This is a genomic window from Actinacidiphila yanglinensis (genome assembly GCF_900107965.1).
Taxonomy (GTDB): Bacteria; Actinomycetota; Actinomycetes; order Streptomycetales; family Streptomycetaceae; genus Actinacidiphila; species Actinacidiphila yanglinensis.
In genome coordinates this window covers 78,784-95,391 of record NZ_FNVU01000014.1, presented here as the reverse complement: position 1 = coordinate 95,391, position 16,608 = coordinate 78,784, and the positions used below count along the sequence as shown (strand labels likewise).

Here is a 16,608-nt window from a genome sequence, read left to right as displayed (position 1 = left end):
TCCGCGGGGAGGACGGCCCGCGTCCGGTTATGCTGCCTCGTCCCGAACAGGCCGGAGAGGTTCGTCCGATGAGCAGCGCAGCGTCCGCACCGCCCTTTCCCGACCGGATCGAGCTGGCCGGGGAGGGCCTCGTCCTGCGCGACTGGGCCGAGGCGGACCTGGCCGCGATGCCCGAGCTGTTCGACCATCCCGACATCGCGTACTGGACGCCGATCGTCTCCCCCTTCGACGAGGCGGCCGCCCGCGCCCGGCTCGACCGGGCACGGCAACTGCGGGCGGAGGGCACCGCGATCCTGCTCGCCGTCACGGTCGACGGCCGCGCGCCGCTCGGCGAGGTGATGCTGCGGCGGGCCCCCGAGGGCACCGAACTCGGCTACGCGATCGGCCCGGCCCACCGCGGCCAGGGGCTCGCCGCCCGCGCGGTACGGGTGATGGCCGGGTACGCCTTCGACCGGCTCGGCGCGGCGGAGGTGATCCTGGAACTGGAGCCCGAGAACGCCGCCAGCGTCGCCGTCGCCACCAGGGCGGGCTTCCACCTGCTGGACGTGCCGCTGATCACGGGGGAGGAGAAGGGGCGGCCCTACGCGCTCCAGACGTGGGGCCGCAGCCGCCCCTGAACCCCGGGCGCCCGCCGCGTCCGGGGCCGCGCGCCTCGGGCGCGGCCGCGGCAATTCGGGTTGTCCGACCCGCGCCGACTGCGGCAGCATGCGGGAATGCCGGCCCTTCTGCGCAACGAAGCCGAGACCCGGGCGCACCTGCTCGACGTCCTCTCCTCCACCGTCACGCTCGACCTCACCCGCGGCGAGGAGGTCTTCCGCAGCACCGCGGTGATCCGCTTCGACTGCGCGGAGCCCGGCGCCGCGTCCTTCGTGGACATCGAGCCCGGCACCCTGCTGCGCGCCGAGCTGAACGGCCGCCCGCTCGACCCCGCCACCCTTGACGGCAACCGCCTGCCGCTGCCCGCCCTGGCTGCCGGGAACGAGCTGCTGGTCGAGGCCGACATGCCGTACTCGCGCACCGCGGAGGGCCTGCACCGCTTCACCGACCCGGCCGACGGCGAGGTGTACGTCTACGCGGCGTGCGCTCCCGATCTCACCCCGAAGGTCTTCGCCTGCTTCGACCAGCCGGACCTGAAGGCGCCGTTCACCTTCGTCGTCGCCGCTCCCGACGGCTGGACGGTGATCGGCAACGGCGCCTCCCGGCAGCGCCCCGACGGCCGTTGGGAGATCGCGCCGATCGGCCCGATCTCCACCTACCTCACCACCGTGGTCGCCGGCCCCCTGCACGCCGTGCACGCCGAGCACGACGGCATCCCGCTCGGCCTGTACGCCCGCCGCTCGCTGGCCGCCGAACTCGACCGCGAGGCGCCGGACTTGTTCGAGGTGACCCGGGCGTCGTTCGACCGGCTGCACGAACTCTTCACGGAGCGCTACCCGTTCGGCGGATACGACCAGGCGTTCCTGCCCGAGCTCAACTGGGCGGCGATGGAGAGCCCGGGCTGCGTCACCTTCCAGGACGCGATGCTCTTCCGCTCCGCGCCGACCGACGAGCAGCGCACGCTCCGGGCCGTGGTGGTGTGCCACGAGATGGCCCACATGTGGTTCGGCAACCTGGTCACCCTGGCCTGGTGGGACGACGTGTGGCTGAACGAGTCCTTCGCCGAGGTGCTCGGCTACCGGGTCGCGGCCGAGGCCACCCGCCACACCGGCGCCTGGACGCTGTTCTCCGCGAGCCGCAAGAGCTGGGGCTACGACGCCGACCAGCGGCCCACCACCCACCCGGTCGCCGCCACCGGTGCGGCCTCCGTCGCCGAGGCGCTCTCCACCTTCGACGGGATCTCGTACGCCAAGGGCGCCTCCACGCTGCACCAGCTGATGCACACGCTGGGCGACAAGGCGTTCTTCGGCGGCCTCGACACGTACTTCGCCCGGCACCGCCGGGGCAACGCCGGCCTGCCCGACTTCCTCGCCGCACTGACCTCCGCCGGCAGCTCCGACGTGCCGGCCTGGGCGGACCTGTGGCTGCGCACCACGGGCGTCGACACGCTGCGGATCGAGGTCGAGGAGACGGGCGGCACCGTCACCTCCGCCGTGCTGGTCAACGAGGGCAGCCGCCCGCACCGCGTGCGGGTCGGCGCCTACCGGTGGGACGGCGGGGCGCTGGTGGCGGCCCGGCGGCTGGACGCCGACGTCGCTCCCGGCGGGCGCACCCCGCTGCCCGAACTCGCCGGCGCGCCGCGCCCCGACCTGCTGCTGCCCAACGACGGCGACCTGACGTGGGCGCGGATCCGGCTCGACGCGCACTCCGCGGCGACTGCCGGCGCCTCGCTGTCCGCCGTCGCCGACGAGCTGACCCGGGCCGTGCTCTGGGAACACCTCCGGGACCTGACCCGCAGCGCCGAACTGACCGCCGCCGGCTACCTGCGCCTGGTCGCCGCCCACCTCCCGGCCGAGAGCGCGGACTCCATCGTCGCGGCGGTGCTGGCGTTCGCCTCCGACCACGTCGTCGCCCGGTACCTCGGCCCGGACGACCGGCCCGCCGCGCTGGACCTGCTCGGCGACGCCGCACGGGCGCTGCTCGCCCGCCCGGACGCCGGACCCGGCCTGCGGATCGCCGCCCTGCGTGCCGTGATCGCCACCGCCGCGGGGGAGGAGCGGCTGGCGGAGCTGTCCGGCTGGCTGGACGGAAGCGACCGGCCGACCGGCGTCGTCTTCGACGCGAACCTGCGCTGGGACGCGCTGACCCGGCTCGTCGCGACCGGGGCGGCCGGCGAGGAGCGGATCGCCGCCGAGCTGGCGGCGGACCCCAGTGACACCGGTGAGCGGGGCGCCGCCAGGGCCCGCGCCGCGCTCCCGGACGACGCCGCCAAGGAACGTGCCTGGCAGCGGCTGTTCACCCCTGACGCGCTCTCCAGCCCGCTGCTCGCCGCGACCGCCGACGGCTTCTGGCGCTCCGGTGCACCGCAGGCCCAACAGGACTACGTACGAAGGTACTTCGAGCAGATCCCGGCGGTCGGGGAGCGCGGCGGCGCCGTCACCGCCGCCCTCGGCCGGCAGCTCTTCCCCGCGGGCGCGGCCCACCCGGACACGGTGCGCGCGGCGGAGGAGTGCCTGGCCCGGACCGACCTGACCCCCTCCCTGCGCCGCCACCTCGCCGACGGCCTCGACGACCTGCGCCGCGCCCTCGCCCACCGTCACTGACCCGGCCCGGCCGGCGCCCCGGTGCGCCCCCGGATGCGCCAACGGGCTCAGCCGGTGGCGCCCTTCGGCCCCGTCCGGCTCGCCCGCGCGCACCTGCTGCCGGACGATCGGGGCAGGGAAGCAGCGGGCACGGACGGAGAGGGCGGCGTCATGCACAGCAGGGAGGACCGGTCCCGGCCCCGCCCCGACGCCTCCGCTCCACCGGTCCCCCCGGGTCCTGACGGGACCGGCGCCGCACCGCGCGGTCCTACACATCCCGGGCACCCCGGACGGCGTCAGGTGCTGCGGGTCGCCGCCACCGGGCTGCTCGCCGCCGCCGGAGCCGGATGCGACGCGAGCGCGCCCCGGCCGCACCCCACGCCGTCCACCACGGACCCGGGCCGGTTCCGGATCCACGGCCAGGGGGCGCTCAAGGGCAACGACGGCTGGCAGCTCTCCTCGACCGGCCCGCCCGACGCGATCGAGGGCTACGCCGACCGCGTCAGCGTCCTGCCGGGCGAGACCTTCGGCCTGCACGTGTCGACCACGGCACGTGCCTTCCGCGTCTCCGCCTTCCGGATCGGCTGGTACGGCGGCGCGCAGGCGGCGCTGGTGTGGGCCTCGCACACGGTGCCCGGCCGGCGGCAGGGCCCCATCAGCACCAGCCTGGACACCCGGATGATCCGGGCCGGCTGGGACCCCAGCCTGGAGATCTCGGCCCGGGGCTGGCCGGAGGGCGCCTACGTGCTGCGGCTGGAGGCCGACAGCGGGTACCAGCGGTACGTCCCCCTGGTGGTCCGCTCGGCCCGCGCCCGCGGCCGCACCCTGCTCATGCACGCCCCGGCGACGTGGCAGGCGTACAACGACTGGGGCGGCAACTGCCTCTACTACGGCGCTGGGCGCTCCTACGAGCGCCGCGCGTACGAGGTCTCCTTCGAGCGGCCCTACGCCGGCCGGGGCGCCGAGAAGTTCCTGGCCTACGAGCGGGCCGCGGTGGTGCTGGCCGAGCGGTCGGGCATCCCGCTGGCGTACACCACGGGGATGGACGTCCACCGCGACCCGGGCGTGCTGGCCGGCGCGACCACCGCGGTCGCGCTCGGCCACGACGAGTACTGGACCCCGGAGCAGCGGCAGCACGTCACCGCGGCCCGCGACGCCGGCACCAACCTGCTCTTCCTGGGCGCCAACACCTGCTTCCGGCGGATCCGCCTGCAACCGGGCCCGGCCACCGCGCCGCCCGCGGTGGTGTGCTTCAAGACCGACTTCTCCGCCGACCCCTACCTGGCCGACCACCCGACGATGGCGACCACCGACTTCCGCAGCGGCCCGGGATCCGACCCCGAGTCCTCGCTGACCGGGGTCCTCTACGAGGGCTTCCCCACCGACGCGCCCTACGTCGTGGAGAACCCCGACCACTGGGCCTTCCGTGGCACCGGCGTGCGCCGCGGCGAGAGCTTCGCCCACCTGGTCGGCGTCGAGTACGACCGGGTCACCCCGGACTCGCCCACACCGGCGCCGATCGAGGTCGTCGCGCACTCGCCGCTGGTCTGCCAGGGGCGGCGCAGCCACTCCGACTCGGCGTACTACACGGCGCCGAGCGGGGCCGGCGTCTTCGCCACCGGCACGATGCGCTGGGTCGAGGGCCTGATGGCCGGCACCGGCCTGGACGGCGTCGACCACACCATGGACGCCCGCACCCGCGCCTTCGTCACCCAGGTCACCGAGAACGTGCTGACCGGGTTCGCCGCGGGGCCCGCCGCCCGGCACCGGCCCGCGCCGCGCGGCAACGTCCCGCGCCTGTACGGCTGAGCCCAAGCTTCGGGGGCGCCGCTTCGTCAGTGGCTGTGCCCGGCCCTGCGCGTGGAGGGCGGCCAGGCCGGCGGATGCGGCTTGCGGGTGAGGCCGAGGATGTCCTGGGCGGTGATCATCCCGAGGAGCTGCCGGTCGGCCATCACCAGGATCGGCCGGTTCGCGGTCGTCACCGCGTGGTCGAGGACGTCGGTGAGCTGATCGTCGGGCCCCGCCAGCGTGCAGGTGTCCAGGGGCGCGGCGACCTCGCGGACGCGGACCCCGGCCTGCCGCGCGGCGGGCACCGCCCTCAGCGCGGGCAGCGTCACCACGCCGCTGGGCCGGCCGTCGAGGTCCGTCACCGGCACGACGTACTGGCCGGCGGCCCGCGGCATCGTCTCGGCGAGGAACCGGTCCACGCTCTGCCAGTCCTGGCCGGTGACCACCGGCCGCATCGCGTCGGCCGCGCGCATCCCGCGCACGGCCTCGAACACCGCGGCCCGGCGCACCTCCGCGGCGGCGGCCATCAGCACGAACAACCCGAGCAGGGCGAGCCAGAGGCCGCCCACGCGGCCGGTGAGGATCTCCAGCCAGCCGCCAATAACCATCAACGCTCCGGCCACCTGCCCGCAGCGCGCCGCGATCCGGGCCGCCCGCTCGCGGTCCCCGCGGATCCGCCAGATCACCGCCTGCAGCACCCGGCCGCCGTCCAGCGGGGCGGCCGGGATCAGGTTGAAGCCGCCGAGCAGCACGTTGGCCCAGCCGGTCCACGCCAGCAGCGCGGCGAGCAGGGTCCAGTGCAGGACGTGGCCGGCCAGCGCCGCCGCGCCCAGGCCGGCGCCGCCCAGCAGCAGGCTGGTCAGCGGGCCCCACGCGGCGATCCAGCCGGCGCTGCGCGGGGTGGTGGCCGACCCCATCCGGGTCACCCCGCCGAGGGCGAAGACCGTGACGTCCTCGACCTCCACGCCGGCCCGGCGCGCCACGAGGGCGTGCGCCGCCTCGTGCGCGACCAGGCTGACCATCAGCAGCAGTGCGCCGACCACGGCCAGCGCGTCGTAGACCCCCTGGGAGTGGCCGGGGGCCCAGACCGGCAGCACCCCGCCGGCCAGCCCGAAGGCCAGGAAGACGATCAGCAGGGGGGCACTCCAGTGCATCCGCAGCGGGACACCGGCGATCCGGCCCAGTGGCAGCGATCCGTTCATCGCACCTCCCACACCCGTTCCAGGCCGGCGGCCCGCCACCGGGCGGGACGCCTTCCCCTTCCAGTCTCCCGCCGCGAGGCCCCGGGCGGACATGCGACGAGGCCCTTCTTCGCCCGGACCCCCCCGACACCGGCTGCGGCGGGGGACCGATGCGGGCGCCGGCGGGTGCTTCCCGGGCCGCGGGTCCGCGCCGGGGACCCGCGGCGCCACCCCGCGAGGACACTTCACCGCTCCGGCCGCGGACTCCTCCGGTGCCGGTGCGTGCTCCTTGTGCCGCGGGTTCGCGCCGGGTGCGGTGGCGGGACCAATGCGGCGCGGCCGCGCGAGGCTGGTTCCCGGTCCGGGGCGCGGACTCCGCGGGAGGCGGTGCGTGCTCCCCGGACCGCGCGCCTGCGTCCGGTGCGGCGCGATCGGCGCGAGGCCGGTCCGCGCTCCCCGGGCGCCGGTCCGCCCCCCGCGGCCGCGGCTCCTCACTCCCCGGCGGGCTGCCGCGTGGGCTCCGGGAAGGAGGGCAGCAGGGTGAAGACCCACGTCCGGTAGGCCCAGAAGCGGAACGCGGTGGCCAGTGCGATCCCCACTGCCTTGCCGGTGCTGCTGCGCAGCGGGCTGCTCCAGCCGAGCCCGCGGGTGGCGGCGTAGAAGACGCCGTTCTCGATGACCACGCCGACCGCGCTGAAGGCGAGGAAGAGCGCGACCCGCCGCAGCCTGCGGCGCGGGTCGCAGTGGCGGTAGGTGAACCAGCGGAAGCCCACGTAGTTGAAGGCGACGGCCGTCAGGGTGGCGATCACCCCCGCCTGCAGCACGAGCAGGGACGTGGAGTCGCGCAGCAGGTTGTACACGCCCAGGTTGACGAAGATGCCGCAGACTCCCACCGCGCCGAACCTGGCCGCTTCCCGGGCCAGGTCGACCAGTCTGCCGCGCGACGCGATGCTCATGGGGCCCTCTCCCGTCCGTGCGGCCCGCCGCCGGCCGGGCCGGCGTGCGGGTCCGGCGGCCCGGCCGCGGCTGTCAGGGGTAGACGGTGGTGGTCTCCGCCGGAGCGGTCACGCGGGGCCGCACCGTGACCGCGACGGCCGTCCCGAGGAAGGCGAGCCCGGCCAGCGGGTAGCTCGCGGCGAGCAGTATCTGGCCGGCGCCCTCGTGGAGTTCGGGCCGGCCGGGGCCGTGCGGGAGGGCCCACACCACGTCGGAGCAGAAGACCACCACGCACGCCGCCACGCCGACGGACCAGCGCGGATCACGCCGGCGCAGCGCTTCGTGGACGAGCAGGATCGTCATGGGCACCTCCCACACCCAGTGGTGGGTCCAGGTGATCGGGCTGACCAGCAGCGCGGTGATGCCGCAGGTGACGGCGCCCCACGCGGTGGCGTCCGGCACCCGGTCGCTCGACGCGAGCGCCGCGACCGCGACGGCGATGCCGCACAGGGCGACCAGGACGGCGACGACCAGCCAGAGCGGGCCGGGATGCGCGGTGTGCTGGGCGCGGGCGACGACACCGCGCAGCGACTGGTTGGCGATGTTCACCGCGGAGCCGGACCGGTCGGGGGCGAAGGCGCAGCTGGTCCAGTAGCGGAGCGAGTCGTGCGGGAGGGCCGCGGCCGCCAGGAGGGTCGCGCCGCCGAAGGCGCCGGTGGCGGTGAGGCAGCGCCGCAGCCAAGGGGCGTCGCGCCCGCGGGTGGCCGCGGCCGCCCCGGCCAGGACGACCAGGAACAGCAGCGGCGTGACCTTGATGGCCGCCGCCAGCCCGGTGCCGATGCCGGCCCACCGGTTGCCGGCCCGGCGGGTGAAGTCCCACAGCACCAGGCACACCAGGAGGAGGTTCACCTGGCCGTAGCGGATGGTGGCCCAGACCGGCTCGCTCCACGCCGCCCACGCGGCCGTGGCCAGCACGGCGGCCGTGCCGGGGCGGCGGCGCAGCACCAGGCGCAGCGACAGCGCGGCCAGGACCACCGTCAGCAGCAGGTTCCCCGCGGTCACCGCGGTGCGCATGTGGGCGACGTCGAGCCAGGTCAGCGGGATGAACAGCAGCCCGGCGAAGGGCGGGTACGTCATCGGCAGCATCGCGTGCGTGGCCCGCATGGCGTACAGGTCGCCGCCGTCGCGCACGGTCTGCCCTGCTGCCCGGTAGACCATGACGTCGATGAGCGAGACGTGCACGGCGCGCTGCACGACCCACACGGAGACGAAGGACACGGCACACAGCGCAGCAGCCCATCCCGCACGCAGCCGATAGCTCATGAACGCGACACCCGCCTCCAGCCGCCCCCCGCCAGCCCGTTGCTGACGCTCCATCAGCATGGGATACCGACCCGCTCGCCCGGCCCGCACGCCGCGCTCGCGCCCCGCAGGCCACACGACCAGTCGCCGCCCGACCGGGGCACCCCCCGAATGCGGACCGTGTGGAACGGACCCTGTGGGCTCAGTGGGGGAAGGTGCGCGGAGGGCGCTGGCGGGGGAGGGCGGCGCGGAAGTCCTCGATGGCGGAGCTGATCTGGCGGGTGAGGTGGGTGTGCTCCAGGCGGTCGAGGTAGAGGTTGCGGCGGGCCAGGCCCGGCAGGTCCACGCAGAAGTAGAGGGTCATGAGCGGGTTGATGAAGAGCTCGCTGCGCCGGGTGCGTTCGGTGAACTGGACGTTCCCGAAGTCCCCGCGGACGGCCGCGGCTATGGAGCCGTTGACGATGCTCGGGTGGTCGGGGGTGGACGCCTGGGCGTGGGCGACGGCCTGGAGGTACAGGGCGCCCTCGGTGCTGTCCCGGGAGAGGGAGAAGGCGCCGAGGTAGGCGCCGTCGCGCTCCAGGGCGGCCAGGTTCTCCAGCGCCAGGGAGTGGTTGACCCCGTGGTAGGCGTCCACGCCGAAGCCGAGGCAGGCCACCAGCCGGTGGGGCACCTCGGGCAGCCCGTCCACCGCGGCGAGGCTGGCCATGTCCTCCTCGGGGGTGCCGAGGCCGTGCTCGTCGCCGCGCATGAGGATGTCGGTGCCGCCGTCGACGAGGATGACGGCGTCCACGCCGCCCAGGTGGGCGAGCAGCGCCCGGTAGGCGGCGCGCAGCGGTTGCACACCGGTGCGGCTGAGGGCGTGGACGGTCGACGGGAGCCCGTTGGCGTCGAGCCAGCGGGCGAGCGTCCGTTCCGGGAAGTAGTCGCCGCGGGCATCGGTGTCCGGGCGGATGGCGGCGACGTCCTGGTCCAGCCACACGTCCAGGCTCAGGCCGTGGAGGTCGGCGAAGGAGAGGTTGGCCAGGTGCACCTCCTTGCCGGCCGCACGCAGGGCGAGGGCCAGCGGGAGCCCCGCGTAGATGTCGAATCCTCCGCCGGCGCCTGCGACCAGCACCCGCCGCGCCTCCCGCAGCCGGGTGAACAGGGCCTGCTCGGTGAGGGAATGCACCGGGGGAAGGTAGCAGGCCGACCCGGCCGCCGACGGCCGAACGGACGCCGCGGCCCGGAGGAGTGGTTCAGCCGGGGGTCTCGGAGGACGTCCAGGGCTTGGTGAGGTTGACGGCACGTCGGGGCTGGAGCGGGCGGGTGAGGGTGATCTGCCGGACGAGCTGGTGCAGGCAGATCACCGTCGCGACCGGCGGGAGGCTCGCCGCGGTCGTGGTGAACACGGTGAGCGGAGCGGCCTGGTGGACGCAGAAGACGATGGTGAGCACCGAGAAGAAGAGGACCACGCACCAGGCATGCGGTGCCCGGCGGCGGTGGAACGTGGCGTGCAGGATGGACAGCGAGGCGACCGTCCAGGGCCCGTAGACGAGCAGCGGGCAGTACGCGGCGAGCCCCTGCGGGGTGTCCGTCCCGGCCAGGTGGCGCAGCGAACCGTGGGTGACGGTGCCGCCCAGGACGCAGACCATGCCGAGGATGGCGATGGTCATGTAGAGCATCGCGAGCCCGAGTCTCTCCCACCGGCCCGTCTCCTGCCCCGGCTGCTGCGTTCGGCGCGGCTTGCGGTGACGCTGCCGGGGCACGGGGTCCTCGCCCGCCGCGAACGGCACCTGCACCCGCGCGGGTTCGACCTGGATGCCGGGCATGTTCGACGGGTGTGCCGGTTCGGGGTCCGGCCGCCAGATCCCGTCGAGTCCCTCGTACTCGGCGACGACGACCTGCGGCTTCGTCGTCTCCAGGTCGGGCCACGGCTCCGAACGCGGCGGCGGGAAGAGGTCGTTGCCGTCAAGGTCGCGCGGGTAGGGAGCGTAGGGGAAGTCGTACATGAAAGTAGATGCGTCCTTAGTCGGATGCCGGACCGGTCGGGCATCCTGGCCCGCCCGCCCCGGTCACTCCGGTCACTGGCAGGCGTCGTAGAGACGTGCGACCTTCGCCTGGATGTCGGCCATCGAATCCGCGAACCGCTCCAACTCGGTGCCGCAGTGGTGCAGGTGCACCCGCAGGCCGTCGCGTTCGAGGTAGGGCACGGTGTGGCCGCCCGGCGGCCCGAACGTGGCGGGCACGAAGGCCCAGCCCCCGAGCCGGTGGCCGTAGCCCGGGATCGTCGAGCCACCGATCGCGGGCCCGCCGGGGGGTGGGGCCGGAACCGACAGCGAGGAGGGGGGCGCCAGGTCCATGGTGGGTTCGTTCATGAGGGGGGTGCTTTCGGGCCGATTCGGGGTTCTGTCGCGGGAGCCGCGAGGAACGGGTCGCCCGGTGTGGATCGCCCGCTGCGGATCGCTCCTGCGGGCCCACGCGGAACCCCGGCCGATCGTGGGGGTGTTCGGTCGGCCGGGGTCCGGCGGCTGGGGAACTCCCAGAGGTTCCCCGGTCCGGGGGCGGCGCGCGTGCGGCGCCTCATGGGGATGCTCCTTCGTCCTGGGTCGCGGGCCGCACCAGCCACTGTCCGGAATTGCACCGGATGGCGGATTCACATCTCCGGGAGGAGTGTGCCCACGACACAGGCGGACGAACGACATCCCTTTCGGATTTTCGGGCCGGTGGGGACCGCCTGTCGAGCTCCCCCAGAAAGATGGGCGGTCCACCGGTTTGGATGCGCACAGCAAATCACCAGGGGGAATGGAAAGCAAGGCGGGGAAAGTAGTCGTATAACGTGGCGCGCGGAATTGCGCGTATTCGGTGTACCACCCCTGCGTGCCAACGCCGCACCCCCCCAGTGCTTCCTCGCCCCCCTGCGGTCCACCCGTGCCCCACCGGAACGGTCTGCCTGACCTGCTAGTTTCATGTGTCATGGCGGTCTGTTCGGTGCCGCTTGCGCGTGCGCTGTCACGCGTCGGCGCCCCTGCCCACCGGTGCGGCCCGGTGCCATCCGGCCGCGATCCGGCGGTTCTTCCCTGCCGCCGGAATTCCGGAATTCGGCATTGACCGGGCCGTTTTGGGCCATGCGGAATTCCGCTTCGCGGGTCGGCGGGTACGGAGTGAAAATCATGCTGATTCACTGATCGGACGGTTATCCGGCTTCCCTTCGTCCGCCGCGGCTGAAAAAAGGTGCCTGCAAACACGTCGCCGCGCCGGCCCCGGTGGCCGGCGCGGCGACGTGTCTGCAGGCGAGTGATCGCCGCGGGGCCGCCGCCGCGGGGCGCCTACGGCGCGGTCCCCGCGGCGGCTCCGGTCATCCGCCCTGCACGGTCAGGGAGTCGGCGTTCCGCCGGGCCGTCCCCTCACGCAGCAGCTCCTCGAAGTCGCGTACCGCGCTCCGCTCGGCGAAGGCCCGCAGCTGGTACCGGACCCGCTTCAGGTACTCCACGCCCAGCCCGGACCGGACGCGGGCGAGCACGCCCACCGCCTCCGTGGCGGTGTCGCACGCCTCGTCCACCTCGCCGGCCTGGATCTGCGCGGTCGCGAGCAGCAGCAGGTTGATCGCGCGCCGGCGCACCCGGTGCTCCGGGGTGCCGATGATCGCCTCCTCGGCATGGCGCGCGGCGAGCGCGGCATGCCGCAGATCGACGTAGCAGTGCGCCAGTTCGCCGGCCAGGCGGGCGCGGTCGAAGTGCGCGATCCAGTCGGGTTCGCGGTCCGGCACGGATCTGTCCATGGCCTGCAGCGCCCGTCCCGCCGCGAGGCTGCAGGACTGGCGGTCGCCGAGCAGCGCGTACCCGCGTGCCTCGGCGGCATACAGGCACGCCTCCAGCGCAGGGGTGACGTTCCTTCTGGCGCCCTCCTGGGCGGTGCGGGCGAGTTGCGCCACCTCCTGCGGGTAGCCGAGTTCGGCTGCCAGGTGGCTCATCCCCGCGGCCAGCACGTAGCCCCCGTAGCGGCGGTCGTCCGCGGCCTGGGACAGCCGCAGGGCCTGGATGTAGCAGCGCTGGGCGAGGGCGGGTTTGCCGCTGTCGGCCGCCATGGAGCCGGTCAGCTCGGTCAACCGCGCGGCGGCGGCGAACAACTGCGGTCCCACGTCGCCGCCGTAGGAGCCCTTGAGCATGCGGGAGACGACGGTGTCGAGGTAGTGCACGGCGAGCGGCCGGACGTGCTCGCTGCCGTACCGGTGGTCGAGATCCCCGACGTACCGGGTGACCCGGGCGATCAGCTCGACCTCGTCGGAGGTGACCGGCTGGTCCCCGATATGGGCCACCTCGCGGTCCGGTACGGCGATCAGCCAGTCCCGGCTGGGCGCGAGCAGCGTCGAGACGGCCAGCCGCGAACCGGTGTGCAGGTCGCGGCGGGAGGCGTCGCCGTGCCACAGGCCGGTGGCCTGGTCGATGGCCTCCGCCAGCGTCGGTGCGAAGGCCAGGCCGATCTCGGACGCGTCCATTTCGCGGTTGCGCGCCATGCCGACCTCCTCCACCGACACCTCGCGCCCCAGCTTCCGGCCGAGCACGCCGGCGATGATCGCGGGGGTCGAGCCGCGCGGTTGCTGGCCCCTCAGCCAGCGGCTGACGGACGTCTTGTCGTAGCGCAGGTCGAGGCCGCGATCGGCACCGTCCTGGTTGACCCGGCGCGCCAATCCGACGTTGGAACAACCCGCCTCGCTGATGAGGGCCTGCAGCCGCTCGTTGGGCGGGCGAGTGACGATTCGTCGAGCAGCCATTCGGGCGCGTCCTCCTGGAAGTTGTGGCTGGCCTGTGAAGGAAAGAATATGCGAGACGAAAATGCCCGTGAATCGAACGCCCGTTTTTACGGCCAATGAGTTCCGCCACCGCGCGCCTCGGGACGGGGAAAACGGCCTGCCGGTCGCGCCGGGCGGCCGAATTTCCGGGTCCGAAGATCGAGGTCGGCCGGACCGCCCGTGCCAGAGGGGCGATGACCGGCCGAAATGCTCTGCCCCCGGTCCGTGGTGCGGAGTTCGCGCGTTCCGGCCGCCGGACCCGCGGGCCCGTGAATGGGCGTGCGAACGCACGACCGGTTCGAGAACGAATGAGCGAGAGTCATATGAGCGGCGGTGCACGGGAAAACCTGTTGGCCGCCGCACGGGCGCCCGGCATGATGCCGGTGTCCGAGCGAGGGGAGGGCGCGTGGCCGTATTCGGGTGCGCGGGATGCGGCGCGGTGTTGACGGTCCCCGTGTCACGGGTCGCCCTTCCCGTCCACGCCCGGCAGAACGTCGGGCACGATCTGCTGCCCGCGCTGATGGAGCCGGGCACCTACGCGGTCGATGACGAACCCTCGGGGCCGCCCTGGCGGCCGTGGAGCGAGATCGGGGCCGAACTGGCCTCTGTCCGCGGCGTGTTCGCGCCCGTGCCGGCCCTTTCCTTCGGGGCGCCCGGAGCCGTCGCCGTCGCGCCCGGGGACACCCGCGGGACCGTCCTGATCCCGGAGCGCTGCGACGGCTACTGCCTGGGACTCGACGGGCGGGACGGCCCCAACCTGGCGTGCGCGGGATGCGGCCGGCCGGTCGCGACCAGGATCGACGACTGCACGTTCTGGCAGGCGGTGTGGCTGGACCCGCGCGCCGTGTTCCGCCTTCCCGACGACCGTGCGGAGCACCGGACGGGGCGCCGCACGGCCACGGTGAGCGGTGGGAGGACGCCGCCGGAGGAACCGGCGGGTACGCCCCCGATGGATGCCTCCGGCAGGTGGAACCCGCGGTGGGAGGCGGCGATCGGGGCGGCGCTGGCCCCTCTGCTGGCGGCCTCGGCCGGTGCCGCGGTGGACGTGGCCGACCGCCTTACCGCGGAGTTCTTCGCCCGCACGCTCGACGCGGTGCTCCCGGCGGGGCCGCCGGCGAGGCGGGTGGTCCTGGCCGGGCCCGGCCTGCCCGCCCCCGGGTCACCGCGCGACATCGCCCTGGTCCCGCTCGACCCGCGGACGGGCACGGCCCGGCAGCCGGCCGGCAGCGCGGACACCGTGCCGCTGGCCGCCGAGGTCTGGACGTATCTGGCCTTCCCCCGGCGGCAGTTGCCGATTCCCGCGACGGGCGGTCTGCCCGCCGGCGTGCTGCGCGACGATCCGCTGCCGTTGCACCCGACGCGGCTGTTCGAGCCGGACCGGCGCATCCTCCTGCACGCGCTGGCGCGGCTGCCCGCCGTCCGCCGGCCGTGGCTGCGCGCGATCCACGACCGACTGAACGCGCATCCGTACGGCTGAGCGTCCCGGAGTCCCGCACCGCTCGTCGCCCGGGCGGACGGGGGACGGTGCCGCGTCGCGTCGGGCGACCCGGGCCGGCCCCGCCCCGGCCTCAACGCGGCGTCGACCGGCTCCAGTCGGCGTCGACCGGCGTCAGCCCACGTCAGCCGGCGTCACGCGTCCGTGTCAGCTCGCCCGCGGCCGGCTGTTGACCCGCCCGGTCGGCCACGCCGTTCTCGATCTCGGCCGAGCCGGACATCAGCGTGCCGGCCTTGGCGTACGCCGTGTCCTTGACGAGCACGGTGCGGGAACCGAGGAACCTGAAGTCCGCCGGGTCGAAGACCCACTCGGTCCGGAGGGCGTGCCCGCTGTCCACCCGGGCGATGCCGAGCCCCTGGCGGCCGAGCGCGTCCCGGGCCCCGGGGGCGCGGGTCACGCCCGGGATCCTCGCCGCGGCCCGGTAGAGCGCGGCGGCGGTGCGCGGCGGCATCACCCCGCCGAGCAGGTCGCCGATCTCGTCGAACACCCACTGGTCGGGCGCGCTGTCGTTCGTCGAGGGCTGCTGCGCCTTGAGAGCGGCGAGCAAAGCGTCGGGGTCGGTGGGCAGCGACCCGAGCCACGCGTAGGTGGGGCGGGAGATGCCAGCGGGGGTGCCAGCGGTGTCGCCGAACTCGGCGTTGATGCGGCTGGTCTGCCCGTCGACGCGCTGCAGACCCTCCTGCCGGACCGGGCCGGCCTGCTGGGAGAGCCACCGTTCGGAGTCCTGCAACGGCCCCAGCACGGCCTTGCCGCTGCTGAGGTCCGCGCCGCGGACCTTCTCCCGGGTGTAGACGTACTGGTCCGCGCGCACGGTCGGGACGGTCCGCTGCTCCGCGACATCGGAGATCCGCGTCAGCAGGGCCGCGGCGGGCTCCGTACGGAGGTCCGCCCGGTCACGGGAGGTTCGCGCTCCGGGGTGGGCCAGCACGACGCCGGCGGTCAGCGCGCCGGCCAGGGTGAGCGCGGTGACGGGGGCCAGGAGCGCGGGGCGCAGCAGCCGGGGCCGGGTCCGGGTCGGAGCGGGGGCAGTGCCGCCGTGCTGGTCGATGTGGCGCATCAGCCGGTCCCGGTGGTGCGCCAACCGCGCCTGCGGGACGTCCCATTCGGCGGGCGCGGGCAGCATCCGGGCGATCGCCTCGCGATCGTGCCGCGGCTCCCGGGTGGCGGGCGACGTGGTGTCCTTCATGCGGGCCTCTCTCCTACGGTCAGGGCCGCGGTCACGGCCTCACCCGTCATCTCTCCGCGGGCGCCGGGCCGTTCCATGCCTTCTTCCGCCAGAGCGGCCAGCCTCCTGCGGGCGCGGGAGAGCCGGGAGCGTACGGTGCCGACCGCCACGCCCAGCGCCTCGGCGGTCTGCTGGTAGTCCAGGCCGCCCCACACGCACAGGGCCAGCACCTCCCGTTCCTGGCGGCGCAGCCGGTCGAGGCTCGCGTGCACGGCACGCAGGCGCCGCGCGTCGTCGATGCGTCCGGCGGCCTCCGGTGCGAAGTCCTCCTGGGCGTCGGGCCGCGGCTGCCGCGCCAGGAAGCCCTGGCGGCGGCCGTGCGCCCTTCTGGCGTTGCCGGCCTTGTGGGTGGCGATGCCCAGCAGCCAGGGCAGGAGCGTCCCGCCGTCCTCCTCGACGCGCGCGCGGGCCTGCCACGCCGCCAGGAACGTCTCGGACATCACCTCCTCGGCCGTCGACCAGTCACCGGTCAGCCGCAGCGCGTGGTTGTACACCGCGCGCGCGAACTGCTCGTACAGCTGGGCGAAGACCTCGCGGTCCCCTTCGCGTACGCGTCGGCGCGTTTCGTTGTCTGTGTCCCTCACACCCGGTTCTCTCCGTGACCCACGGGGAGTTCCTGTGGCCTGTGTCACGCACCGCACCGGCCGGTCCGGGCGGCTCCCCCCCGTATCGGAACACGAGGGCGGTACGGCGGGAGCGCCCGGGGAAGTGTCCGGGAGCGCGGGCCGTCCTCG

Annotated in this window: 13 protein-coding genes; 4 read left to right on the top strand and 9 right to left on the bottom strand. The window is 74.6% G+C overall.

What is annotated here, in order from left to right:
* The first annotated feature begins 68 nt into the window (after positions 1 to 68).
* From C4U44_RS27670 to C4U44_RS27660, 3 genes are all read left to right on the top strand, one after another.
* Positions 69 to 617, top strand: a complete 549-nt coding sequence (locus tag C4U44_RS27670; protein ID WP_103888771.1) for a GNAT family N-acetyltransferase — start codon at positions 69 to 71, stop codon at positions 615 to 617.
* Between the two features lie 96 nt (positions 618 to 713).
* A complete protein-coding gene (gene pepN, locus C4U44_RS27665; RefSeq protein WP_103888770.1) occupies positions 714 to 3,200 on the top strand; it encodes an aminopeptidase N in 2,487 nt (828 codons plus the stop codon).
* A 279-nt stretch (positions 3,201 to 3,479) separates the two neighbouring features.
* A complete protein-coding gene (locus C4U44_RS27660; RefSeq protein WP_235032391.1) occupies positions 3,480 to 4,988 on the top strand; it encodes a N,N-dimethylformamidase beta subunit family domain-containing protein in 1,509 nt (502 codons plus the stop codon).
* Between the two features lie 26 nt (positions 4,989 to 5,014).
* Here the strand turns inward: C4U44_RS27660 and C4U44_RS27655 are convergent, their stop codons facing one another.
* The 7 genes from C4U44_RS27655 to C4U44_RS27625 all read right to left on the bottom strand — a co-directional run bounded on the left by C4U44_RS27655 (position 5,015) and on the right by C4U44_RS27625 (position 13,136).
* A complete protein-coding gene (locus tag C4U44_RS27655) occupies positions 5,015 to 6,169 on the bottom strand; it encodes a site-2 protease family protein (protein ID WP_103888769.1) in 1,155 nt (384 codons plus the stop codon).
* Positions 6,170 to 6,639: 470 nt separating this feature from the next.
* Positions 6,640 to 7,104, bottom strand: a complete 465-nt coding sequence (locus C4U44_RS27650; RefSeq protein WP_103888768.1) for a GtrA family protein — start codon at positions 7,102 to 7,104, stop codon at positions 6,640 to 6,642.
* A gap of 73 nt (positions 7,105 to 7,177) precedes the next feature.
* Entirely contained in the window at positions 7,178 to 8,362 is a 1,185-nt protein-coding gene (locus tag C4U44_RS27645; RefSeq protein WP_160145115.1) for a glycosyltransferase 87 family protein, read from the bottom strand.
* Between the two features lie 226 nt (positions 8,363 to 8,588).
* A complete protein-coding gene (locus tag C4U44_RS27640; RefSeq protein ID WP_235032390.1) occupies positions 8,589 to 9,554 on the bottom strand; it encodes a DUF1152 domain-containing protein in 966 nt (321 codons plus the stop codon).
* Between the two features lie 67 nt (positions 9,555 to 9,621).
* Positions 9,622 to 10,374, bottom strand: a complete 753-nt coding sequence (locus tag C4U44_RS27635; protein WP_103888766.1) for a DUF2637 domain-containing protein — start codon at positions 10,372 to 10,374, stop codon at positions 9,622 to 9,624.
* 72 nt (positions 10,375 to 10,446) lie between these two features.
* Positions 10,447 to 10,740 (bottom strand): hypothetical protein, encoded by a 294-nt coding sequence (locus C4U44_RS27630; protein WP_103888765.1) that lies wholly within the window; start codon positions 10,738 to 10,740, stop codon positions 10,447 to 10,449.
* Positions 10,741 to 11,720: 980 nt separating this feature from the next.
* Positions 11,721 to 13,136, bottom strand: coding sequence for a transcriptional regulator (locus tag C4U44_RS27625; RefSeq protein WP_235032389.1), 1,416 nt, complete (start codon positions 13,134 to 13,136; stop codon positions 11,721 to 11,723).
* Positions 13,137 to 13,560: 424 nt separating this feature from the next.
* Between C4U44_RS27625 and C4U44_RS27620 the strand changes: the two genes are divergently transcribed.
* Positions 13,561 to 14,631 (top strand): hypothetical protein, encoded by a 1,071-nt coding sequence (locus C4U44_RS27620; protein WP_103888764.1) that lies wholly within the window; start codon positions 13,561 to 13,563, stop codon positions 14,629 to 14,631.
* A 142-nt stretch (positions 14,632 to 14,773) separates the two neighbouring features.
* Here C4U44_RS27620 and C4U44_RS27615 read toward each other — a convergent pair whose 3' ends face one another.
* On the bottom strand, positions 14,774 to 15,835 hold the full coding sequence (locus tag C4U44_RS27615; RefSeq protein WP_103888763.1) for a CU044_5270 family protein: 1,062 nt from the start codon (positions 15,833 to 15,835) through the stop codon (positions 14,774 to 14,776).
* Positions 15,832 to 16,458 carry an RNA polymerase sigma factor gene (locus tag C4U44_RS27610; protein WP_103888762.1) on the bottom strand — a complete coding sequence of 209 codons (627 nt, stop codon included), beginning with the start codon at positions 16,456 to 16,458 and terminating at the stop codon, positions 15,832 to 15,834. Before C4U44_RS27610 ends, C4U44_RS27615 begins: the two co-directional genes overlap by 4 nt.
* Positions 16,459 to 16,608 lie beyond the last annotated feature (150 nt).

Excerpts from the sequence above, each read along its gene's own strand:
- C4U44_RS27655 (WP_103888769.1), bottom strand. The coding sequence starts at position 6,169 with ATGAACGGATCGCTGCCACTGGGCCGGATCGCCGGTGTCCCGCTGCGG.
- C4U44_RS27670 (WP_103888771.1), top strand. The coding sequence starts at position 69 with ATGAGCAGCGCAGCGTCCGCACCGCCCTTTCCCGACCGGATCGAGCTG.
- pepN (WP_103888770.1), top strand. The coding sequence starts at position 714 with ATGCCGGCCCTTCTGCGCAACGAAGCCGAGACCCGGGCGCACCTGCTC.
- C4U44_RS27635 (WP_103888766.1), bottom strand. The coding sequence starts at position 10,374 with ATGTACGACTTCCCCTACGCTCCCTACCCGCGCGACCTTGACGGCAAC.
- C4U44_RS27630 (WP_103888765.1), bottom strand. The coding sequence starts at position 10,740 with ATGAACGAACCCACCATGGACCTGGCGCCCCCCTCCTCGCTGTCGGTT.
- C4U44_RS27625 (WP_235032389.1), bottom strand. The coding sequence starts at position 13,136 with ATGGCTGCTCGACGAATCGTCACTCGCCCGCCCAACGAGCGGCTGCAG.
- C4U44_RS27615 (WP_103888763.1), bottom strand. The coding sequence starts at position 15,835 with ATGAAGGACACCACGTCGCCCGCCACCCGGGAGCCGCGGCACGATCGC.
- C4U44_RS27650 (WP_103888768.1), bottom strand. The coding sequence starts at position 7,104 with ATGAGCATCGCGTCGCGCGGCAGACTGGTCGACCTGGCCCGGGAAGCG.